General features: G+C 42.8%; 21 protein-coding genes. 11 read left to right on the top strand and 10 right to left on the bottom strand.

Annotation, left to right across the window (positions count from 1 at the left end):
- Nucleotides 1-21: 21 nt before the first annotated feature.
- The 6 genes from NH399_RS02675 to NH399_RS02650 all read right to left on the bottom strand — a co-directional run bounded on the left by NH399_RS02675 (nucleotide 22) and on the right by NH399_RS02650 (nucleotide 3,901).
- Nucleotides 22-630, bottom strand: a complete 609-nt coding sequence (locus NH399_RS02675; protein ID WP_253036874.1) for a hypothetical protein — start codon at nucleotides 628-630, stop codon at nucleotides 22-24.
- Complete coding sequence (locus tag NH399_RS02670; protein ID WP_253036873.1) at nucleotides 627-1,100, bottom strand: sigma-70 family RNA polymerase sigma factor; 474 nt, start codon at nucleotides 1,098-1,100, stop codon at nucleotides 627-629. The genes NH399_RS02675 and NH399_RS02670 overlap by 4 nt, the downstream gene beginning before the upstream one ends.
- The gene (locus NH399_RS02665; RefSeq protein WP_253036872.1) at nucleotides 1,097-1,825 is read right to left on the bottom strand and encodes a putative DNA-binding domain-containing protein; all 729 of its coding nucleotides are present in this window, start codon (nucleotides 1,823-1,825) and stop codon (nucleotides 1,097-1,099) included. The genes NH399_RS02670 and NH399_RS02665 overlap by 4 nt, the downstream gene beginning before the upstream one ends.
- A complete protein-coding gene (locus tag NH399_RS02660; RefSeq protein WP_253036871.1) occupies nucleotides 1,822-2,649 on the bottom strand; it encodes a DUF692 family multinuclear iron-containing protein in 828 nt (275 codons plus the stop codon). Before NH399_RS02660 ends, NH399_RS02665 begins: the two co-directional genes overlap by 4 nt.
- A 36-nt stretch (nucleotides 2,650-2,685) precedes the next feature.
- Complete coding sequence (locus NH399_RS02655; protein ID WP_253036870.1) at nucleotides 2,686-2,964, bottom strand: DUF2282 domain-containing protein; 279 nt, start codon at nucleotides 2,962-2,964, stop codon at nucleotides 2,686-2,688.
- A gap of 211 nt (nucleotides 2,965-3,175) precedes the next feature.
- Entirely contained in the window at nucleotides 3,176-3,901 is a 726-nt protein-coding gene (locus tag NH399_RS02650; protein WP_253036869.1) for a hypothetical protein, read from the bottom strand.
- A 410-nt stretch (nucleotides 3,902-4,311) separates the two neighbouring features.
- Between NH399_RS02650 and NH399_RS02645 the strand changes: the two genes are divergently transcribed.
- The 6 genes from NH399_RS02645 to NH399_RS02620 all read left to right on the top strand — a co-directional run bounded on the left by NH399_RS02645 (nucleotide 4,312) and on the right by NH399_RS02620 (nucleotide 11,828).
- Nucleotides 4,312-6,390, top strand: coding sequence for a winged helix-turn-helix domain-containing protein (locus NH399_RS02645; protein WP_253036868.1), 2,079 nt, complete (start codon nucleotides 4,312-4,314; stop codon nucleotides 6,388-6,390).
- A 139-nt stretch (nucleotides 6,391-6,529) separates the two neighbouring features.
- Nucleotides 6,530-6,691, top strand: a complete 162-nt coding sequence (locus NH399_RS02640) for a hypothetical protein (RefSeq protein WP_253036867.1) — start codon at nucleotides 6,530-6,532, stop codon at nucleotides 6,689-6,691.
- Nucleotides 6,692-7,331: 640 nt separating this feature from the next.
- Nucleotides 7,332-8,054, top strand: a complete 723-nt coding sequence (locus tag NH399_RS02635; RefSeq protein ID WP_253036866.1) for a hypothetical protein — start codon at nucleotides 7,332-7,334, stop codon at nucleotides 8,052-8,054.
- Nucleotides 8,055-8,891: 837 nt separating this feature from the next.
- Nucleotides 8,892-9,548: a hypothetical protein gene (locus tag NH399_RS02630; protein ID WP_253036865.1), complete on the top strand. Its 657-nt coding sequence runs from the start codon at nucleotides 8,892-8,894 to the stop codon at nucleotides 9,546-9,548.
- Nucleotides 9,549-11,222, top strand: a complete 1,674-nt coding sequence (locus tag NH399_RS02625) for a nucleotidyl transferase AbiEii/AbiGii toxin family protein (protein ID WP_253036864.1) — start codon at nucleotides 9,549-9,551, stop codon at nucleotides 11,220-11,222.
- 66 nt (nucleotides 11,223-11,288) lie between these two features.
- The gene (locus NH399_RS02620; protein WP_253036863.1) at nucleotides 11,289-11,828 is read left to right on the top strand and encodes a DUF2058 domain-containing protein; all 540 of its coding nucleotides are present in this window, start codon (nucleotides 11,289-11,291) and stop codon (nucleotides 11,826-11,828) included.
- A gap of 56 nt (nucleotides 11,829-11,884) precedes the next feature.
- Here NH399_RS02620 and NH399_RS02615 read toward each other — a convergent pair whose 3' ends face one another.
- The 3 genes from NH399_RS02615 to NH399_RS02605 all read right to left on the bottom strand — a co-directional run bounded on the left by NH399_RS02615 (nucleotide 11,885) and on the right by NH399_RS02605 (nucleotide 14,566).
- Complete coding sequence (locus tag NH399_RS02615) at nucleotides 11,885-12,253, bottom strand: hypothetical protein (RefSeq protein WP_253036862.1); 369 nt, start codon at nucleotides 12,251-12,253, stop codon at nucleotides 11,885-11,887.
- 79 nt (nucleotides 12,254-12,332) lie between these two features.
- Complete coding sequence (locus NH399_RS02610; protein ID WP_253036861.1) at nucleotides 12,333-12,821, bottom strand: hypothetical protein; 489 nt, start codon at nucleotides 12,819-12,821, stop codon at nucleotides 12,333-12,335.
- Between the two features lie 179 nt (nucleotides 12,822-13,000).
- Nucleotides 13,001-14,566 (bottom strand): YdiU family protein, encoded by a 1,566-nt coding sequence (locus NH399_RS02605; protein ID WP_253036860.1) that lies wholly within the window; start codon nucleotides 14,564-14,566, stop codon nucleotides 13,001-13,003.
- Nucleotides 14,567-15,109: 543 nt separating this feature from the next.
- Here NH399_RS02605 and NH399_RS02600 point away from each other — a divergent pair.
- A complete protein-coding gene (locus NH399_RS02600; protein WP_253036859.1) occupies nucleotides 15,110-15,529 on the top strand; it encodes a hypothetical protein in 420 nt (139 codons plus the stop codon).
- A 31-nt stretch (nucleotides 15,530-15,560) separates the two neighbouring features.
- Here the strand turns inward: NH399_RS02600 and oxyR are convergent, their stop codons facing one another.
- Nucleotides 15,561-16,463, bottom strand: a complete 903-nt coding sequence (gene oxyR, locus NH399_RS02595) for a DNA-binding transcriptional regulator OxyR (RefSeq protein ID WP_253036858.1) — start codon at nucleotides 16,461-16,463, stop codon at nucleotides 15,561-15,563.
- A gap of 11 nt (nucleotides 16,464-16,474) precedes the next feature.
- Between oxyR and NH399_RS02590 the strand changes: the two genes are divergently transcribed.
- The 4 genes from NH399_RS02590 (at nucleotide 16,475) to NH399_RS02575 (ending at nucleotide 20,821) form a co-directional block, all read left to right on the top strand.
- A complete protein-coding gene (locus NH399_RS02590; RefSeq protein WP_253036857.1) occupies nucleotides 16,475-16,684 on the top strand; it encodes a hypothetical protein in 210 nt (69 codons plus the stop codon).
- Nucleotides 16,665-17,234, top strand: coding sequence for an alkyl hydroperoxide reductase subunit C (ahpC, locus tag NH399_RS02585; RefSeq protein ID WP_253036856.1), 570 nt, complete (start codon nucleotides 16,665-16,667; stop codon nucleotides 17,232-17,234). The genes NH399_RS02590 and ahpC overlap by 20 nt, the downstream gene beginning before the upstream one ends.
- Before the next feature lie 140 nt (nucleotides 17,235-17,374).
- A complete protein-coding gene (gene ahpF / locus NH399_RS02580; RefSeq protein WP_253036855.1) occupies nucleotides 17,375-18,967 on the top strand; it encodes an alkyl hydroperoxide reductase subunit F in 1,593 nt (530 codons plus the stop codon).
- A 252-nt stretch (nucleotides 18,968-19,219) separates the two neighbouring features.
- Nucleotides 19,220-20,821, top strand: a complete 1,602-nt coding sequence (locus NH399_RS02575) for a diguanylate cyclase (RefSeq protein ID WP_253036854.1) — start codon at nucleotides 19,220-19,222, stop codon at nucleotides 20,819-20,821.
- The last annotated feature ends 222 nt before the right edge of the window (nucleotides 20,822-21,043 follow it).

Below are 21,043 nucleotides of genomic sequence, written 5' to 3'. Positions count from 1 at the left end.
TTCATGCTGCTTTTTTATTTCTTACTGTTGAGCTGGCTGGGTCGAAACCATCAGCAATCCTTTCTCTTTCCAGATATTTACCTGTAGCCCTTTTTCGTAACGTTGAAGAGGTTGTTCTCCTTTATCAGTGTCTGGTATGTCGCCAAACTTCTTTGCATCATAAGGGACTTGATACAGAGTCTTGAAGCCTGTATCAGTACTTCTAAAACGCAACTGTGCCGCGGTGATACTTTGAATGGAGCAATAACGCGCACCAAGAAGGTTTTGTTGTGAGAATGCAAAGTGATTAGAAGCCAAGGGTGAAAAGTCTAACTTATCAAGTCGGCTCTGGATCGCCGATAGCTCAGAAGTTCTTACATCCAGTGGTTTCATTTTTAAGTGATTCTTTGCAACTTCTTGCGCAATGGATTGCATCAGTTGTTCTTGTTGGTATTGAGGGTAATAAAAAATACTTGATGCAAATAAAACAATTGCAGCCGCCAGGCTGCCAAATTTCCAGCTAGAGTAAGATGGTTTGGTAGACTCCTGAGTATCTTCAGAGAGTAAGTTTGATAGCTGTGACAGCTGCGCCTGACTCAACTCATGCTTTTGATAATACTCTTGTGTCTGTTCTTTTAGGGATTTTTTCATAGTGCTTTCCCTCCCGTTACAGAGGTGCTGTCCATCTTCTTTAGTTTTTGTTTCACTCGATGCAGACGAGACAGAATCGTATTGCGGGGTACATTAAGTTCGTCGCTGATTTCCTGAGCAGTATATTCTTCCACTGCCCATAAAAACAGAACTTCTCGTTCGCTGGTATTCAGTTGATCCATTAATTGACTTAATCGTTGTTGATCAATAATGATACTTTCTAATTCTTCGGGATGAATCAATAGGGTTGATGTATCTTCATAAGATTCAAATGCGATAATTTTATGTCGACGACAGAGGTCGATAAAGTGATTGCGCATGGTGGCTCTTACATAAGGTACTGCTAGCTTCGGCGGCGTTTTTCGCAAGCACTTCTCGACTGCCGATTGAACCAGATCAAAGGCATCACTGTCGTTTTGAGTGAGCGATAGTCCATAACGATAGAGTTGATTCAGTTGCTCTTGGTTCATGAGTCACATAGCCCTTGCTCTCGAAAATGGCTTATCCAGCCAATATTGAGCAAATGTGTGAAGCGGGGCAGAAGAGCAGAAGAATGCTCGGCAATCTCGTTAAGTGTGCGGCCTTGAACTATGTGATTAAGTAAAGCAAAGTCCTGCGGCTCAACTTCTTGAATATTAACCGTTAGTGAGGAGCGAGAAACAACATATTGATGCGTTTGCATTATTTCATTGAGTGTCAGAGTGGTGTTATTGTCTTGAGTTAATAATAGTAAATCCCACTCAGATTGAAGTAAATAAACATCTTGAGCTAAAAAGAATCGACAGTTAGCTTGAGCTTCTGGCGTTAATGCCAAAAAGTGTTGCTGCGGCCAGGGAGTGCGATTGGTGGCATAATAACTCTGGTAACAAACATTATCGAGTTGCGCTACCTCTGCTAGATAAGGAAGCTCTGATAAATTGGCGTTTGTTTCTGACAAGCTTGCCAGAAAAAGAGGAAATGCCTGACCATAATCTTCTACCTGACTCGAGTTCGGTAGATTACTTTGACAAAAAGTGGTTGCCAATTGATGAAAGCATTCATCTCCTACTAATGTTAATACGCGAGGGTAACGTTTCTCAAGCCACTGGCTCAAACCTCCCTGAGCATTTTGGCGATATATGTTCCAGGCTTCTGAAGACGAAGTCGGTGTTTGCAGTTGCTGAAAGCAATGAGACTGCCACTGGTATAAATTCACGCTACTACCTCGAGTCCAATGTCTTTGGCTGCTTTTGCTTGCTGTTGAATGCGCGTTGCTCGCTGCTGAACGGCAACAAGTTCATCAAAATCGGGCACTCGATTATCCCACTCAATCAAGGTGGCAACATCGGTGCTGTGTTGAGCTAAAAAATACTCGTAAAGTTGCCATACGGCCTTAGAGGGTTCTGCACTATGGGAGTCAATGAGCCAGTCTCCTTGTTGATGATAGCCTGCCAGGTGCAACTGGCGAATACGATCAACCGGTAGTCTGTTGATATAGTCACGAGCGCAAAATTGATGGTTGCTGGCTGATACATAAACATTATTGATATCAAGAAGTAGATAGCAATCTGTTTTGCGTGTTAGCTCGGCAAGGAAGTCGGCTTCATCCATTTCGTTATGATCGCAGACGATATAAGAAGAAACATTTTCTATAAGCAAAGGTTGACGTAAATAATCTTGTACATAGTGGATTCGACTGCTGATATGATTGAGAGCTTCTTGGGTGTAGGGCAGTGGCAACAAATCAGGCACACGTTGTTCATGAAATGAAGAAAAACTGCAATGCTCAGAATACCAGCGGGCACCAGTGAGCTTAATTAAAGATTTAACCTGCTTAAGATAGTTGATATTTAAAGGATCGATAGAGCCTAGAGAAAGGCCAACACCATGTAATGTGACTGGGTAGGTTTGGCTGATACCACTTAAGGCTGCTTTTACAAAACCACCTTGAGCCATCCAGTTATCAACCATTAGCTCAAACCATTGAACGGGATGCTGCTGCTTTACAATAGCATCGAGGTGAGCTTCTTTTAAGCTCACCCCAACGCCGGGGAGGTCATGAAACAACACGGACGACTAAGATTTTTTGGCGGGTTTGATTTTGGCAACCTTGCCACCGGTAATTTTTTTACAGGTGCCTTTAGGTACATAGACCCATTCGTTGTCATCATTGTCGCGGGTGGCTTGGCCTGCACAGTTATGAGTGCCATCAAGGGCACCGCAGTCATTTTGTCCTGCTTTGGCAATGCCTGCGCATTTTTCCCAGTGAGTAGGTTGATCGGGAACGGCTTGTACGCTAACTGAACCCGTTAGAGCTGCGACGCCAGCCAGTGTGGTAAGTACGGATGCTTTCATTATTATCTCCTGTTTATGAAAGGTATTGTCTCTGTTATCCATACAACGACTGGCATTGTCATTTGATTGCATTGAAGATCAAAAAAATTTTGTCTGTTCTCTTCGGAATTGAACGACTCTATTGAAAATAGCTTTTTTGGTGGGCAGATAAGACCCATGCCATTTTAAAAAACATGGGTGCTATCCAATGTATTAATAGGTGAAGTTCTTGTTATTCAACGCTTTTTAAAATGCTTATCAGTTGCTTGATGCTATCATCCATCTTATCCATCACAATAGCCTCCTGCTTTTCCATTTCCTGTTCTTTTATTCGCAGCTGTGCTTCGTATTGGCGCACATGTTCTTCTTCTTGCCGCAACTGTTGTTCTTTGTGGCGCAGTTTGCTTTCTTGATTTCTGAGCTTTGCTTCATAGCGTTGGATTTTTTGCTCGTGGCTTCTCACCAGTCTTTCGTGAGCATTCATCATTTGGTGCCATTGCTCATTATCTGACGATGATTTAAGTACCTTTTGCAACTCATACTCCAGCTCCATGGCTGCATCGTGGATTTCTGTCGCAAGATCATTCATATCATCATTGATATCGGATATCTGGTCATTGATGTCTTCTATTTTGTCTTGATATTCATCGCGTGTGTCGTTGAGGTCGAGTTGATCGTCCAGTTTATCCAGCTTTTCTTCCGTTTCGCGCATGGTGTTGTGCAGTTGCCTGACTTGCTTTTGTTGCTCTTTGGTCAGTTGTGACCACTCTATGTGTCGACCATTAATCACAAACATCATGTCTTTATTGTCAGTTTTGATGATCGTTAACTTGTCGCCACTAAGATGGATATTGTCGATACTTTGGCTGCCTGCAAAGGAGTGTACTGTTGTCAGCAATAAAAAGGCGAAGGTTACTCCTATGACAGCCAAAAGCGGTTTAGATTTTTGTGGTGTCATGATGTTGCTCCATAACTCGGTTTGTAATGTTCTATAAGACGATGGATATTGAAAAAAGGTTTTGTAAAAAAGAAAAAATATTTTGTGTAGCAGTTTTTGCTACTCTTGCTAATTGAGATATTGCGAAAGCGTCTCTATTACTCTTTGGGTATTTTTAATTGAGATGTGCGGCAGTTGTGCGCGCCACTTCACCTGAAACAGCTATGGCTAAGTATTTGATATTATCAGGGAAATGTTGATAATAAGTGAAATTCGCCGTCCATCGACCTACGCGTGATTATTGCTCGTTTTTTTTGTTTTTAAATGGTTGACAATAAGCACTTGCATCACGTTTTTAGAAGAAGGAATCGGATGTTTTGTTATTGAGTTATGAGATTGTGCCGGTTGATGTACCGCCTGGAGGATGAGTTATGAGTCATGAGCCACCGGATAGTGGACAGGACACCTGGATTGTCGGACAGTTTATTGTTGATTTTAAACGCCAGTTGGTGATTAAAGAAGACGGAGAGCAAAGTGATATTGGTTCAAGACCACTGCAATTATTAATGCTGTTGATCGAAAACAAAGGTGAGTTTATTTCTACCAAGGCGATAGAAGACTACCTATATAAAGATCAATTTAAAGAAGAGTCCATCGTTCGCAAGCATATTTTGGCACTACGCAAGGCATTTGGTGATACAGAGCGCCAAAAAACTTATATCGAGAATCGACCCACAGTCGGTTATCGTTTGATTGCGCAAGTTGCTCCTTACGTTAAACCTGAGCCAGAACATGAAACAGAACAGCCTAAAAGGCGTTTGTTTTTTTGGTTGGTACCTTCGGCCGTAGGAATGGCGCTGCTATCTTTTTGGGGGCTGTTTGGTAAAGAAGCCGCTAACCTGATCGAACACCAATCTTCTAATCAACCATTGACGCATTTACGTGGTCTTGAATTTTACCCGGATGTATCCCCCAACGAAAAATGGTTAGCCTTTAGTCATAAGCCTGAAGGTGAGCAGTACTGGCAGTTGTATTTAAAAGACATCAATCAAAATGATCTCATCCCGCTCACTCAAGGGAGTTTTGATGATAAGTTTGCAAAATGGTCGAGTGACAATCAGCTGCTGGCATTTACCCGTTTTTCAGAAAATAGTTGTCAGTTTATGCTGGCTGATTTTAATAGCAAAAAACGTCAGTTAGATAATATTCGCAGCGTTAAATCTTGTGTTGCCGATTCCTTAAGCTCACAGGTCGAGCTATGGCCGGATAATCAGGGATTTTATTATGTAGAGTCGAGCTCTTTAGAAGTTCCTTTTCGAGTGTTTTCATATTCTATTGGACGTAGCGATGGTTGGCAGGTGACGTCGCCGCCACCGAATGGGCAAGGCGATTATTATATTCGTTTGTCGCACTCGGGAGATTATCTGGCTGTTCTAAGAAGTAAGAATATGCTGGGGACTGAAATATGGCTTTATCAAACCGAAACCTGGGAAAGTCGTTTAATCGATAGTGTCGATGTGCCTCTGTATACCATTAGTTGGAGTTCTGAAGATACGCACTTGGTGTACCGTGACCAATCCAATCAGATTGTCAGTTTTGATATAGCAGCAGAGAAGAGGTCATTATTAACGCGCTCCATGGTGCAAGTTAGAGCGCCAGTGTTGCTGGATGATAAAGCATTAAGTGTTGCGGCTATTAAAGGATCGCTAATATCCAGTGACATTATCCGAACGGACCTTCTGGGGAATGAGTTAGAGACTCTGGCCAGTTCTTCTTACTTTGATTACTTGCCCGCCATATCAACTGATGGAGAACAATTGGCCTGGATATCGAATCGAACGGGCGATTATCAGTTGTGGTATTCGAACGACCAAAGGCTACCACGGCAGTTAACTGAACTCAAAACTAACATTCGCTTTACTTCATTGAGTTTTAATCCACAGGGCAATAAGTTGGGAGGGACTGCTGCAGGCCAGTGGTTTATCTATGATCTGGTTCGTCAAACAATGACCTGGAGCGAGCAGTCTAAGGGCTATTTTGATAATTTTAGTTGGCGCTCAAATAACGAACGGGCTTTTGTGGTTCGTAAGAGTGCTGGGCTTTGGCAACAGTTTGAGTTAGATACACAAACCGGAGGAGTTGAGTCCATCGAAATAAAGCCAGATGCTTTTATTGCTCTGGAAGCTTTCCATTCGGACCGTATTTATATTTCAAGAATAGATGAAAGTGGTTTTTGGGTTGTTGATAAAGCATCTGGTAAGGAGAGTTTTATCAAAACCTCCAGCCCATTGACCTATTCGTATCATTGGTCGTTAACGGATCAAGGATTGTATTTTGTTAACGAAGATGAGACCGGGTGGCAGTTTAATTTTTTGCCTCTTGATACCACCACGGTACAGCAATTGAATAAGGACTTTCCTGGCAACATGATCACCATGCCGCAATCTGCCGAATCTGTCATAACCGTAAAGAAACATGATGGTGACACAGAAATTATCCAATTAAAGTGAATATTGGATAAAAAGTAGGCCAATTCACAACAATGGTACGTGATTGCCACAGCATTCACGGCCATTTTCTTCTAGTTTCTCAAATTGAGACGTCTCGCTGAATTTCGAATTTTACTTTTGGAAAAAGGGAGACAAGCCTATGTGGTCGGTAACTTGGCTGATTAATTTGTTGTTTATTGTTGGTGCTTCTGCAGAGCCAGAAAAACCTCATCAAACAGAGGTGAAACCTATTGACCCTCCAGTTGAGAGGATCTTGCGATGTCGAGAAGCCCCTAAATGTTATGACTATCCAGCGCATTAAATGCTCGTCATGTGATTGGTTATAGAGATATATGTGGATGAGTTTCTGCCATCACATAAAGGATGCAAACGAGCCTGGATAAAAAGGTCATAAATGTTGCTATGCGTCAGCTGACGCATTATCACAGTTGTATAGAGGAGCAGGGACGCGACTCTCCATTATTAAAGGAAGTCGTTTTTTGGTAACCAATATTCAACAATAGGTAAAAAGTTTTTGAGCTTTTATTCTACCAAAGACCGATTGCGTAACAGGGGTGTTTTGTGCTGTAAAAGATACTTTCTATCATAGATTGCAATGAAACGATTGCTTTTGCCAATTTACCCAACATAATTTTTACTAAAGCCCTACTTTTTTGAGATGAACTCTATACATTTTGTTCATTTTAGTTTCTTATAGCATTGTATTTTTGTTATCCAATATACAGTCTTGAGGTGATAAATCCTTGCTGAAAAGAGGTATAATCAGCGTCTTTCAGGCATGGTGAAGCCAAAATCCAATCTAATGTGATCATTAGGTGTTTAATTAAAAGTGCAATTCTTGTTTGTTGTCCTAATATTGTCTGTGGGAAACACAACATTGAATTGTCGAGCGGTAAGCCGCATGAACTGAGCATTGTTGTAATGGAGTCTGTGTAACTATTATGCGCTTAATTGATGTGTTGATTTGTGCTGTGATTCTGGCGGGTGTGTCGGGCTATACCGGATGGTATTTTGGACGCAATTTTGAGCAGGATAAACAAGCACATGAACAGCGGATCGCACAAGCCAACGGAATGAGTCAAAAGGAAGTGATACAACAACCCATGGCTGCAGCTCCGATGCTTGCTGCTGTCGAGCCCAGCAAAGTATCTGATTCTTCAATATTGAATGAACTGAGTTCTATTGAGCCTTCTGTAGAACCAAAACCTGACATTGACGATAGATACCCTACGATCAACAAGCCATCACAAAGTCAACGCTTGCGCCCTAAATTGGTGGCACCGGATCAAAGTCTGTTATCTCATGCTCAACAACGAGATGCTGAGCGTAACGGTACTAGTGAGTCCAGCACTGTTAAGTCGAACAATGAGCTTCCCGCTTATTATTCGTCAGATGGCAAAAAAGCCAGCATAAGCCGGGAAGGCGGTGGAGAGTCGGTTTACTTATCCGAGGAGCTTGAAGAGGAAGCATTTCATAGCATTATTTCGTCGAATGACGAATGCCAGTGGTTGGTGGGACGCATCAGTGAATTACATAGAATCATCGAAGCGGGTGGACGGGATGGTCGCAGTCGTTTTTGTGAAGAGTTGAACGAGCGTCGTGATGAGCTGGTGAAAGACCAATGCAAGACAGGTTACTGGGAAGTCAGTGAGTTAGGTTGTTAAGGGTAAAATAAGAGCCTGTCGCCAAAATATTATATTCTTGAGTTTGTAGAATACACTACATGAGTTGGGGCAAAAGAAGCCTCATTTGCCACTAGACCCTGATTTTCGTTGGCGGGTGGCGGTATTTCCTGAGTTGAAGGCATTGCGGATGGTGTCTTTGCAATTACCATTACTTTTCTTTCGTCGCTATGGTTTAGAAGAGCGAACCAGGCTAATGATGAATGAAATGTTTCTCTTTCTCATAATGTTCATGGCCTATCCGCTTCCGTTTATGAATCTGTTTTTATGATCTAGGTTGGCATCCAGGTCGAGGTGCCAGACACGTAAGAACGCAGATCTAAGAGAGCTATCACCTTAATATTAAACCTAGATGATCAAATTTAGATCAAAGTGGCAGAGGCACCGCCAACACTGATCTTTAGGCATTCATTGACAGTGTTATCCACAGAAATCTTGGATATATAAAATAATGTTCAAAGAAAAAACAGCCCTTTGAATAAAAAACAATGACTAAGAAAAAATACTGTGAATAACTTTTTGTAGCTTGCTTTTATTGGTTGATTAATCATCGTAGACGCTTAAAAAAAAATCAGGCTTTATTCGTTGAACACTTTTGCAGCATATCTAACATAAGCGTTATGTTCAGTGATCTCTAGCGATTAATTGACAGTGTTATCCACAGAATTTGTGGATATGTGAACTTTTTTCGATAAATGTTAACATTCTATGACGGTCACAGGGATAACGGATATTGGGTGGCCATATTGGCGATGGATTTAAGAAGAGTAGAGAAGAAGAATTGAGTACGGACATTGATCCGATAGAGTGATGTTACTAATGAATTATAAAGATACTGGCCTTTATCAAGCACTCAAACATTATCCTGGTGGGTACGAGTATCATCTTACGGTTAAGATCAGTGAAAAACAGCCTCTGCACGAATTTGAACAGTTTTGCGAGCAACATAATATAAAGGCCATTGTTATTTATCTCGATGGTGGCAAGACGCCTCATCAGCCAATGGCTGGCAGAGTCATTCGTTGTACGCCTGATGAAGCCTTTGAAGAAATTACTAAAACCGCAAAAGCGATGCAGCAGGCTGGCTTTGCACTGATTCGTGTGAAAGTTGAAGCGGGCGTGAATAACCTCAATATTCCTCAACAAGACAGTGACGCCAGTGGTTTGTCTGACAGCTGTTACTTTGAGCATCACATCAAGGTTGCCTTACCCGATAGCTATCCATTGTCAGACTTGCGCCAATCTATGAAAGCATTGGACGTGCATGTTTCTTATAATGCCTTTCGCAAGCTAAATGAACATAGTGAGTACTTCTTGACTCAGCGTTTGTACGGGGTTGGCAAATTAACAGCAACAACACGCCTGGATTTGTTGTTGCAAAGGCTTAAAGAATTGGAGGTTAAGGTCATCAAGTCCATTCAGGAGTTTAATATCTATGACAGTAAGCAAGAGCTTGATGATGGTTGGATGGAATAAATGACGTTAAGTGAATCATCACTTCAATCATTGGCGATTGAGCTCTTTTATTATGGTTTAAGCTGCCACGAGTTAGGACAACAAAGTATTGTTCGCGGCAGCTTTGTCACTCAACGTTGGATCGCACCGATCCCACGACGATGCAATGATGCCGACTTATTGATCGAGACACTGGATACGCCGAAGCTAACGCGACAGTTGGGCGAGATTATCCAACGGATGAATAAACATCAAAATGTTATTCAGTTTATGGCTGAGCAGATATCCGTTGAGCCAATCTGGGTTGACTCTCCTGCACCGGGCGTACGTTATCTATTGCCTTATGCATTGCAGAGAGCAGGCAAGCCAGAGCCTGCTCTGAGTTTACAAACCCACTGCCTACAAGTTGATATAGCGACAGGCGATCCTCTGCTGTGTCCTGCGGTTGACTTTTTTACTCGAGTGGAGGTTCCGGAGGCATGCACTATTCGACTAAAAACGGTCGTGCCAGAAATTGCCGCCGCCTGGAAGCTCCACGGATTGTTTGAACATCTTCACGGTGGTTGGCAGCCGAAAACCTTGTGGGATCTCTATTGCATTCTTATTAGCCAAAACATAAATGCACAGCAATTTCATGATGCCATTACATTGGCTTTTTCAAGCCGTATGGATCCCATCGACATCGTTAAACGTCTGTTGTTTGGTGACTTTGGACAGAGTAAGCATTCGCGGCGTAACTGGCGCAAGTTTGTTGAGAATTCAGGTGATGATGAATATTTGGCAATGACCTCTAAGGAAGAAGTCATACATCTCGTGCGAGAACATTTGCTGCCTATTTTGTCTCTTGAGGATGATGGTTCATTGTTAACGTCTAAAGCGGTGATTGATTTTCGTCTTGGTCAATTGAGAGAGATGAACACCGATGCGGCACGAACCAAACTGTCTACCTGGAAGCGCTCTAAGACTCGTTGGTTAAAACAGGCGTACCATTCAATCCCTCATTTGCCGAGCTCTCGGACAGGACCTGCCGATCGCCATATTGATCATCATAAAGCTTCAATGTTGCTCCAACGCGCAGTCCATCCTGACGACATCATTATTGTACAAGAAAAACTCGATGGCTCCTGCGTCAGCGCGCTACGTACCGATAACGATGTGATTGCTTTAGGGCGAGATGGCACCGATGCAAGGGAGTCTCTCAATGTTGGTCGTCGTTTATGGGCTGACTGGATGGATGAACATAAGGCGCGATTTGAGCAACTGTTGCTGCCTGGCGAAAGAGTGGTGGGTGAGTGGCTGGCTCTGGTGCATGGTACTCATTATCAATTGGCTCACGAGCCTTTTGTCCCCTTTGATATTTTTACATCTGATAATCAAAAAATACCCTACGCTGAGTTGAAAGTTCGTGCTCAGGATGCAGAGTTTTCCTTGCCAAAAACTTTGCATCACGGTGGTCCCTGTAGCATCGAAAAGGCTTTGGAGCTGCTAGGCGATGGCCATCATGGAGCTGTCGAGGCACCAGAAGGTGCTGTCTGGCGTCTCGAACGTGGCAATCGTGTGCTCTTTCTTGCCAAGTATGTGCGACACGACAAGGTAGATGGATGTTTTTTGTCTGATGAAACGGGGCTGCCAGATCGTTGGAACTGGCACTCTGACCCATCCATGCTTACCAAACCATGGTTAAGTAGCGGCTAAAGTTTTGAGATGGTGTTTAGCATCCATTATAATTTAGGCTGATTTAACTCAGAGAGTGTGCAAATAATGAGCTCCCTTCAGGACCAATTACTGAAAGCTGGTTTGGTAGACAAACAAAAAGCCAAGCAGGCAAATACCCAGAAACGCAAAAAGTCGAAGATGCGTCGCAAAGGGCAGGCTGGTGAAGATGAAGTTAAAGCCGAAGTAGAAAAAGTACGGGCAGAAAAAAAGGCAAAAGATCGCCAACTGAATGAAGAAAAGCAAGAAGAGCTGCGCCAAACCGAATTAGTGGCCAAGATAAAGCAGATGCTTGAGCAATATTGCTTAAAAGACATTAAAGGTGAAATCGACTATAACTTTAGTCACAACGGCAAAGTTAAAAAAATGTCGGTTGATACCCGCACACAAATTGCATTGGCTGATGGGCGCTTAGCTATTTGTACGCAAGACGATAAATATTATTTGTTAACCGATAAAGCCGCCAAAAAATTAGCGAATGTTGACGAATCGGTGTTGGTTGTCCTGAATGACAAGGTCGAACAGGATACACCCGACGAAGATGATCCTTATGCTGAATATCAAATTCCTGATGACCTGATGTGGTAAAACCATTGTTGCTTAGGCAACAATGGTTTTTTAGTACAAAGTATTTGAGTTCGGGCTTACAGCATGTGTGAGCCAGATACCACACTGATGCGCTCGCAGCCTCCAGAAGCATTCGCGATAAACCATACATAGTCACTGGTGCTGCCTAAACTTCTAATAGTGGCTAACATGCCAGGATCGGTGGTAAAGCAAGATTTGTAAGTGCCCGCGGCATTTCTAGCCATACAGCTGCCATAACTACTACCACCTAGAGGATGCTGGGTGTAGCAACTGATGTATTGCGTGGAGTCTGAACTGTAGCGAACATCGCGCAAACTACCGTAAGCCAGGTTGCCCGAGATAGTGACTTCAAAGGTGGCGGCATATCCAGCATAAAGCATGGAGCTAATTAAAGATAATACAACCAGTAACATCATGCGTTTCATAGTGATCTCCTTGATCGTTTGTGTGATGGGCTAATCGCCCGTAGGTAGTTAGCTCAGTCCTTGCGCTCGGTCTATTTACTTACAACATGACACCTGGTGCAAGCTCAAGTTCTCCACGATTGATGGCCTGAAATAAGTAAGAAAGTGTTTGTTCTACCTGTTCTTTACTCATATCAGCCAACTCGCTGTGGATGTTTTGAATATCTTCTTGCTGCAAAAGTCCTTTTGAAGTAATGGATTTAATGACATCCATGGACTCTTGGTAGTGCTCTAAAGTTTTTGCCACCTCAGGTTGAGTCGTGGTTGCTTGATAAGATGGCTGGTTAAGATTTTCTGCAATAGTTTGGCGAATTAACGCGATAAGTCGTTGTTCGTCGAAGGTACTCGCCGATGCTTGAATGGTTGCGGGTACCGCATCAGAAGTTGATGACAAATTTTCGATAAATTCCTGTTGCTGTTCCAGTTTGCTTTCGACACCTCGAAATGCGTCAATAACTTTGAGTTGAGTTACAAAAAGTAGCACGGCTAAAACACAATAAATTACAGGGAATATTCCACGTTCAAACATGATCCTTGCCCCTAAAGTATTAATCCATTGTTGAGAAGTGTAACTCAGAAGAAAAAAAATTGAAGAGTCGATCACCTAAGATTTCGTAAGAGATCGACTATATTAGGGCTTTTATAAACTTTGGAGATAATTGTCTGTTGGTGAATGTTATCTCCTGTGGTGACAAATAAAAACAGATTCTATGAGCTGCAAGATAGCATTGAGCAACCTGCTTTGTGTTCGGCCCACTGTGGTCGTTTGTGATAGTAGTTTTGGTATTGTTCGTTAAAAGTGTAGGGAGCTTTCAGTGCGTCCATCAATTGGTGTAACTCAGAGTGGTCACCCTCAGTGGCGCGATCGATGGCTTGTTGTGACAAGTAGTTTCTTAAAATAAAAATCGGGTTAGTTTGGTTCATGCGATCGACACGTTGCTGATCGTGTTCTTTTATAACACGTTGACTATAAGCGTCTAACCATTGCTGTAATTCCGCTTTGTGTTGTTTTTTCGGCTCATGATAAAAGACATCGTTAAAACACTCTACAGAGGGGTGAGCGATATCAACCTCTGCCAGTCGACGGAAGAATAAAGTGAAATCCATGTTGGCGTGATACATTGTTTTGTAAGCATCATTGATAAGTTCGATGCAGCTATCATCGATAAGTTCTTCTTTAAAGCCAAACTTTCTGGATTGCATTTTTGACATCTCTTGTTGCAGAGTTGCATCGTAGTGTTCAATGCCTGCCCGTAACGCATCATGATCTGACATTACACTGGCTAAGGTATTCGCTAGATTAGCCAGATTCCAGCGCGCAATTCTTGGTTGATTCGCAAATGCATAACGTCGACCTTCTGCATCCGTTGTGTTGGGTGTCCAGTTGGGGTCAAAGTTATCCAGCCAGCCGTAAGGGCCATAATCGATGGTTAGTCCCAGAATGGACAGATTATCGGTATTCATCACGCCATGTACGAATCCAACACGTTGCCACTCAACCATCAAATGAGCCGTCGTTTCGCATATCTCTTTAAACCAGTCGGCGCGTTTTCGTTCGTCTTTGCCAACCAAATGAGGAAAATCACGATCAATTGTAAAGTCGATAAATTGGTTGAGCAATTCTAGTTCCTGACGCGCTGCTAAAATTTCAAAGTTACCAAAACGGATAAAACTGGGAGCGACACGACAAACGATGGCTCCTGGCTCAGCTTCGGGATGGCCGTCATAAAACATGTCTCTTACGATTGAGTCGCCAGTCGCTACCAAACTTAATGCGCGGGTGGTCGGTATGCCTAAATGAAACATGGCCTCGCTACATAAGAACTCTCTAATAGACGAACGGAGTACGGCGCGGCCATCTGCTGAGCGGGAATAGGGAGTGCGTCCAGCTCCTTTAAGTTGAATGTCCCAGCGGTGTTCATTATGCAAAACTTCTGCGAGGGTGATGGCTCGTCCATCACCGAGTTGACCTGCCCAGTGACCAAACTGATGACCACCATAACAGGCGGCATAAGGATACATACCTTCAACCAGATGATTTCCAGAAAACACTTGTGCAGACAAAGGACTTTCCATTTGTTGGGGTGTGATACCGAGTAGATCGGCAACCTCAGGAAACCAGGCGATCGTGTTAGGTGATGATACTGAGGTCGGCGAACAATGGCTCCAACAACTGCCCGGTGTTTGACGCGAACGTTTATCGTCAATACTCTCTCCTGGTAACTCGTTTACAAAGCGAGAATCGTATTGAAATTGAAAGCCATTGTTGTTCATGAGTGTGTCTCAAGCTGGAGGAGTCGATGATATTTTTATTATGCCACGGAGCGTCACAATAAAGAACTTTATGTTACGAATTGCTACATAAACGCAGGTGTTTATAAATTTGTCTTGTTAATGTTGGTCAAGCGGAATTGAGTCAAAAAAATTATAATCGATAGGGTAAATATGTCGCAGATCGTATTGTCAACTATCATAATCGCAGCTACTCTTAGCGCAGAAAAAACAGGAACGAGTCATTAATGTTTGAAAGTGTGTAAAGAAAAAGGAAATCTTTACAATCTTTTTACATTAAGAGAGTCATCAATTAGTCTGCTTGTCCGTTTACAAAAATAATCAGTTGATTGCATCGCTGAAACTAAATTGGGTAGTTGGTTACACATAAGTATGCAATCAATAAAAAACGGCCATCGGAATTGATATCAGCTCGTAGTAAAGTCCGGCACAGACTATCACTGCATAGAGAGCTAAAGGCAATCCAGGTTCTTGGCAAAACAATAACAAAGCTGCTCGGTGTCTGGTGAGCAGAAAGAGGTATTTATGTTTTTACAAAAGCGCGTTGTGGAATCGATTTTTATTAACGGAATTGGTGAACTGAATTATCAAGATGGTTTTTGGAACGGTGTAGCAGAGATAGAAAGCCAATCCGTCGTACTGTCATTTGACGATCACTGTTCGCAACCAGATATTTATGCCATTGAATACTATCGGAGTATTTTGCCGCAGCTGGAGAGTATCTGGCAGCAAACAAAAGACTTTGTTATCAGTCAACTTGACCCCAAAGGTCATTGGACGCCCGAAGAAACTGAGTTTTTATGCAATTCCGTTTGCATACATAAGCCTTTTTCTTTCGAAGGCAGTCACTTTTCTATCTGGTTCGATATTCAGCAAGACAAACAGTTCACGTATTTTGTCACTTTTGACAACAATAAGCCGGTTCGACTCCATAAAGACGGCTAGGACCTATTGCTTTTGGTAGAGAATGCCTGCCTTAATCAAGTTTGACGGCTTTTATGGAGTCTCGAATGGAGGCCACCAAAGCACGCACACACTCCATGCGTGTATAGTTAGGACGAATTAGCAAGGCGATTTCTCGCTTGGGTTGAGGATCGCTAAAGTTTCGATAAGTAATGGAATGAATACTCTGTTCACTGCCCACTGCGAGTTTGGGCAATAATGTTAAGCCCAGACCCGTTGAAACCATGTAGCGTAGTGTTTCAAGGCTGGTGGCCTGGAATCGAGTATCTTCTTTGGCGCCTGCACTAAAGCAGTAGCCCAGAGCCTGATCCCGCAAGCAATGACCATCTTCTAATGTCAGTACGGGCTGTTCTTTTAAGGCTCCTAAGGTGATGGCGTCATCATCGGCCAATGCATGAGAAGAGGGCAAAGCCAGCACTAAAGGTTCATCAAACAAATCATAACGCTCAAAGCCTTCCATCCCTTCAAGCCAGGGCAAAATAAGGACATCCAGTTTGCCTTCATCTAATTCTTTCAACAAAACTCGAGTACGGTTTTCATGCAGATAGAAGTTAATATCTGGCAGAGCCTCGGTGAGATCTTGCATGATGTAAGGTAACAAATAAGGAGCCAGAGTTGGGATCAGCCCTAAATGCAGATCGCCGGCTAATGGATTGGTCAGCGCTTTGGCGATATCTTCAAACTCTCGAGCTTCTTGAAGTACTCGGTGGGCCTGCTTCACCAACTGAGTTCCTTCGGGAGTTAACATAACGTTGCGTCTATGTCGTTCTACCAGTGTCAGGCCCAATTGCTCTTCAAGCTTCATCATCTGGCCGCTTAATGTGGGCTGGCTAACATGGCAAGCTTCGGCTGCTTGACCAAAATGCCTATATTTATCAATGGCTTGTAAGTACTCTAAATCACGTAGCTTTATCATAGTAGAAACCTATGAAATCTCTTTTATTAAAAGGTTTTAACTATATTAAAGGGGGCTTTAGAGGTTTTGCAAGTAAAAAGCCATTGGTAAAATCTATTGTAATGATTCAAACAATCGATTTCACCGTTGGTAAGTTTTTTTCTAAACTGGCTCCAGTGTTTACGAAATACAACGTTAAAAAACTCTTAAGGAGCAATACAAATGACTCAATCATTGATTAACACAACAATCAAACCTTTCAACGCAACAGCTTTTCATAACGGTGACTTTGTTGAAGTAAGTGATGCGGATCTTAAAGGTAAGTGGTCTGTGGTTTTCTTCTATCCTGCTGACTTCACGTTTGTTTGCCCTACTGAGTTAGGCGACATGGCAGATCATTACGCTCAGCTAAAAGAAATGGGCGTAGAAGTTTACTCAGTATCAACAGACACCCACTTTACTCATAAAGCTTGGCACGATAGCTCTGACACCATCAACAAAATCCAGTTTCCTATGGTCGGCGACCCAACAGCAACCATTGCTCGTAACTTTGGTGTACTGATTGAAGAAGACGGTTTAGCTTTACGTGGAACCTTTGTGATTAACCCTGAAGGTGAAATCAAAGTTGCCGAAGTTCATGACTTAGGGATCGGTCGTTCTGCTAAAGAGCTTGTACGTAAAATTCAAGCGGCTCAGTATGTTGCTGACCACGACGGCGAAGTTTGCCCAGCAGCATGGCAGCCAGGTGAAGAAACTCTAGCGCCTTCTTTGGACCTGGTTGGCAAAATCTAAACCCTATTGTCATCTTGTGTGAGTTCCTGAGCTGCGTATCAGGAACTCACCATCACCGACACTTTGCTATCGCCAATATACTGCAAAGTGCAGCGGACATCACTCTACTACCATTCTGTTTCGATTCATTGGGAGCTGTTATGTTAGACGCGAATGTATTAAATCAACTGAAAAATTATTTACAAAGTTTAAAAACACCTGTTGAGCTGGTCGCGTTTACCGACGAAAGCAAAAAATCACAGGAACTTAAAACTCTGGTCGAACAAATTGCCGAGCTTTCTCCCCTGGTTACCCTGGTTGACGAAAGTGACAAGCAAGAACGAACGCCTTCTATGTTGGTGCGTTCTAAAGCGAGCCAGACTGAAATTCGATTTGCTGGTATTCCACTCGGTCACGAATTTACCTCTCTGGTTTTAGCCTTATTACATAGTGGTGGCCATCCGATGAAAATAGATGCTGACCTGATCGAGCAGGTGCGTCAATTGGATGGACACTATCACTTTGAAACCTTTGTTTCGTTAAGTTGCCAGAACTGCCCTGATGTTGTGCAGGCACTCAACATGATGGCTGCCATTAACCCCAACATTACTCATACCATGGTTGATGGTGCTTTGTTTCAAGAAGAAGTCGATCAAAGAAGTGTGATGGCTGTACCCATGACCTTTTTGAATGGCGAAAAGTTTTCGCAAGGGCGTATATCGTTAAGCGAAATTTTGACTCGAGTAGACAGCAATGCTTCAGAGCGACAAGCTGAAGCGCTGAATCAGAAAGACGATTTTGATTTACTCGTAGTGGGCGGTGGACCCGCGGGTGCGGCAGCTGCTATTTATGGTGCTCGTAAAGGTATTCGCACTGGAGTGGTTGCCGACCGTTTTGGCGGTCAGGTGTTAGACACCGTAGGCATTGAGAACTTTATTTCTGTAAAAGCGACTGAAGGCCCCAAGTTAGTAGCCAGCCTCGAAGAGCATGTTCGTGATTATGATGTTGATATTATTAATAATCAGAAAGCTGACGGTATCGTTGCGGCAGAAGAAGTGGGTGGGCTTGTGCAAGTGTCACTAGAAAGCGGTGCAACACTACGAAGTCGTTCTGTTTTATTGGCAACGGGTGCTCGATGGAGAGAAATGAATGTTCCTGGTGAGCAGGAATACCGAGGTCGAGGTGTTGCTTACTGTCCTCATTGCGATGGACCTTTATTTAAGGGCAAGCGTGTTGCGGTTATTGGTGGTGGTAATTCAGGAATTGAAGCCGCTATTGATTTAGCGGGTATTGTAGAGCATGTAACGGTGCTCGAGTTTGATACCAAACTTCGAGCCGATGAAGTGCTACAGGCCAAAGCTCGTTCTATGGGTAACATTGATATTATCACTGAAGCCTTAACCACTGAGGTACTTGGTGATGGAAACAAAGTCACTGGCTTAAATTATACGGATCGAGCCACCGATGAAGCCAAAACCATCGAACTTGCGGGCATATTCGTTCAGATTGGTCTGGTACCTAATGCAGAGTTCTTGAAAGATAGTCTGGAGCTGTCACCAAGAGGCGAAGTCGTCATTGGACCACAAGGAGAAACCTCTATGCCTGGTGTATTTGCTGCTGGTGACGTTACCACCGCACCTTATAAGCAAATCATCATCGCTATGGGAAGCGGAGCCAATGCAGCGCTTGGAGCCTTCGACTATTTGATTCGCACACCAGAACCTAAAAGTCAGAAAGAAGAACTGGCTGCATAGACAACGTAATCCCCCTGCTCAAATACAACCATAGAGACTGCATCAATATGCTTTATTGATGCAGTCATTCTGTTTTTTAAGACTCAAAAGTTATTATTTCAACTTTGTTCTATAATTATCTCTTCTATTAGATACCTCGTTAGTGGGGTATTCTGTTATCAAAATACGATGATTTGCACTATAATGATTTGAGTTATTTGATGATTGGTTTCTTGTCGTTTACTCATAGAATCGGGAAATGCGCTGTTGGTGATGCCAAACAATAAGCTTATATACAGCGGTGTTTTATGTATTATCAGCTTATTGATGATACAAAGTGTTGCTGCCAACTCCCATAAAAAGCGAGTGTTAGTTTTGCATGCCTATCATCACGGGTTCCATTGGACTGACCGGATCATGGCTGGCATGCTTTCGGTGTTTGATGAACGTGATGATGTCGAGTTATTTGTTAACTACATGGACACAAAGCGTCATTCGGGGGAGCAGTATTTCGAGCAACTAAAGGATATTTATGCTGTTAAGTTTCAGCATGCAAAGTTTGACGCTATTATTTCTTCTGATGATCATGCGCTGGATTTTTTGTTAAAGTATCGAGACGAATTGTTTCCTGATGTCCCTGTTGTTTTTTCTGGGCTAAATGATTTTGACGAGGATCGACTCGGAGGACAAAAGGGATATACCGGGATCTATGAGTCCTACGATGTGGCGGGCACCATCGAACTTATGTTAGCGCTGCATCCAGAAGCCAAAAATATTTACGCTATTACTGATAATACTCGCTCAGGGCTGATTTTTAAGAATCTGCTTCACCGAGCCGAGTCTCAATTTTTAAATAGAGCTCGAATCAATCACCTACACAATTTGTCTCCCGAAACTATTCAGTCTACTGTTTCCAGTCTTCCTGAAAACTCATTGGTTTTGTGGGCTATTTATTTAAGAACGCCTTCGGGCGCGACATTATCCAGTGAAGAAAGCGTTAAGTTAGTGAGTCAAGCCAGTGATTATCCGACCTATTGTGTTTGGGATGTCGTAGGGCAAGGGGTCGTTGGAGGCAAGATCACCAGCCCTAACTTTCAGGGACAAACGGCTGCTAATATTGCGCTACGAATTATGCGAGGCAAGCCAGTTGATGATATTCCGGTAAAGGGCAGTCCACTGGTTAATATTTTTGATCATCATTTACTAGAGCGCTTTGATATCAACAACGACGACATACTAGAGTCCAGTATTATATTAAATAAACCGGTTAGTTTTTATCAGCAGTATCAAGGGTATATATGGGCTTTGTCGATTATTATCTTATTGTTGGTTGTTGCCATTATATTTTTGAGCACCATTATTTTGCTCAAGCGAAAGCGAGATCAATTTGAAGGCATGGCAATGCACGATCAGCTCACCGGGCTTTATAATCGCTATTATCTTGAAGAAGCATCCTCTAAGATCTGGGCTGAAGCTGCTCGACACCAACTGCCTATTTCTCTTTTGATCCTGGATCTGGATCTGTTTAAAAACATTAATGATACTCATGGCCATGCTGTTGGCGACTGTGTTCTTAAAGAGCTTGCTCACTTGCTTAATGAGCAGACACGGTCAGAAGACATTGTTGCCAGAATTGGTGGTGAAGAGTTTTTAATTTTGTTTAACCGGTGCCATATTGATGAAGCTAAAGCTCGAGCCCATTCAATCAGGCAACAAGTTGCAGATCTGAACCCTCATAGTATTCCTGTGACGGTAAGTATTGGTGTGGCTGAGTTATGCCTCTCGGACGGTGCTTTTGAGGTACTCTTTGAGCGAGCGGACAAAGCGGTGTATCAAGCCAAAGAAAATGGACGTAATTGTGTTGTATGTGTTTGAGTTTTCTTCGACTCTTATGCTCTATGTTATTAACGTGGCTATTTCTTATTGGTAGAAAAAGTAGGACCATCAGCTAAGTATCAAGCGTCTTAACTTGCTTAAAGCACAGCCTTGTCGCAGGGCTTATTTCTTAATCATCTCAAATTCATTTTTAAAAACCTACAAGCGGGTAAAATCTCTCATATTGGTCTAAATTGATTAGACAATAACGAGACTAAGAAG

It is taken from the genome of Pleionea sp. CnH1-48 (assembly GCF_024124665.1).
Lineage (GTDB): Bacteria > Pseudomonadota > Gammaproteobacteria > Enterobacterales > Kangiellaceae > JAMXSB01.
Note: the sequence above shows the minus strand (reverse complement) of the source record. Positions and strands in the feature narration are given on the sequence as shown.

What these genes read in the sequence shown, in the direction of transcription:
- NH399_RS02675 (WP_253036874.1), bottom strand. Translation starts at nt 630, where the DNA reads ATGAAAAAATCCCTAAAAGAACAGACACAAGAGTATTATCAAAAGCAT.
- NH399_RS02670 (WP_253036873.1), bottom strand. Translation starts at nt 1,100, where the DNA reads ATGAACCAAGAGCAACTGAATCAACTCTATCGTTATGGACTATCGCTC.
- NH399_RS02655 (WP_253036870.1), bottom strand. Translation starts at nt 2,964, where the DNA reads ATGAAAGCATCCGTACTTACCACACTGGCTGGCGTCGCAGCTCTAACG.
- NH399_RS02650 (WP_253036869.1), bottom strand. Translation starts at nt 3,901, where the DNA reads ATGACACCACAAAAATCTAAACCGCTTTTGGCTGTCATAGGAGTAACC.
- NH399_RS02645 (WP_253036868.1), top strand. Translation starts at nt 4,312, where the DNA reads ATGAGTCATGAGCCACCGGATAGTGGACAGGACACCTGGATTGTCGGA.
- NH399_RS02640 (WP_253036867.1), top strand. Translation starts at nt 6,530, where the DNA reads ATGTGGTCGGTAACTTGGCTGATTAATTTGTTGTTTATTGTTGGTGCT.
- NH399_RS02635 (WP_253036866.1), top strand. Translation starts at nt 7,332, where the DNA reads ATGCGCTTAATTGATGTGTTGATTTGTGCTGTGATTCTGGCGGGTGTG.
- NH399_RS02630 (WP_253036865.1), top strand. Translation starts at nt 8,892, where the DNA reads ATGAATTATAAAGATACTGGCCTTTATCAAGCACTCAAACATTATCCT.
- NH399_RS02625 (WP_253036864.1), top strand. Translation starts at nt 9,549, where the DNA reads ATGACGTTAAGTGAATCATCACTTCAATCATTGGCGATTGAGCTCTTT.
- NH399_RS02620 (WP_253036863.1), top strand. Translation starts at nt 11,289, where the DNA reads ATGAGCTCCCTTCAGGACCAATTACTGAAAGCTGGTTTGGTAGACAAA.
- NH399_RS02615 (WP_253036862.1), bottom strand. Translation starts at nt 12,253, where the DNA reads ATGAAACGCATGATGTTACTGGTTGTATTATCTTTAATTAGCTCCATG.
- NH399_RS02610 (WP_253036861.1), bottom strand. Translation starts at nt 12,821, where the DNA reads ATGTTTGAACGTGGAATATTCCCTGTAATTTATTGTGTTTTAGCCGTG.
- NH399_RS02605 (WP_253036860.1), bottom strand. Translation starts at nt 14,566, where the DNA reads ATGAACAACAATGGCTTTCAATTTCAATACGATTCTCGCTTTGTAAAC.
- NH399_RS02600 (WP_253036859.1), top strand. Translation starts at nt 15,110, where the DNA reads ATGTTTTTACAAAAGCGCGTTGTGGAATCGATTTTTATTAACGGAATT.
- oxyR (WP_253036858.1), bottom strand. Translation starts at nt 16,463, where the DNA reads ATGATAAAGCTACGTGATTTAGAGTACTTACAAGCCATTGATAAATAT.
- NH399_RS02590 (WP_253036857.1), top strand. Translation starts at nt 16,475, where the DNA reads ATGAAATCTCTTTTATTAAAAGGTTTTAACTATATTAAAGGGGGCTTT.
- ahpC (WP_253036856.1), top strand. Translation starts at nt 16,665, where the DNA reads ATGACTCAATCATTGATTAACACAACAATCAAACCTTTCAACGCAACA.
- ahpF (WP_253036855.1), top strand. Translation starts at nt 17,375, where the DNA reads ATGTTAGACGCGAATGTATTAAATCAACTGAAAAATTATTTACAAAGT.
- NH399_RS02575 (WP_253036854.1), top strand. Translation starts at nt 19,220, where the DNA reads ATGCCAAACAATAAGCTTATATACAGCGGTGTTTTATGTATTATCAGC.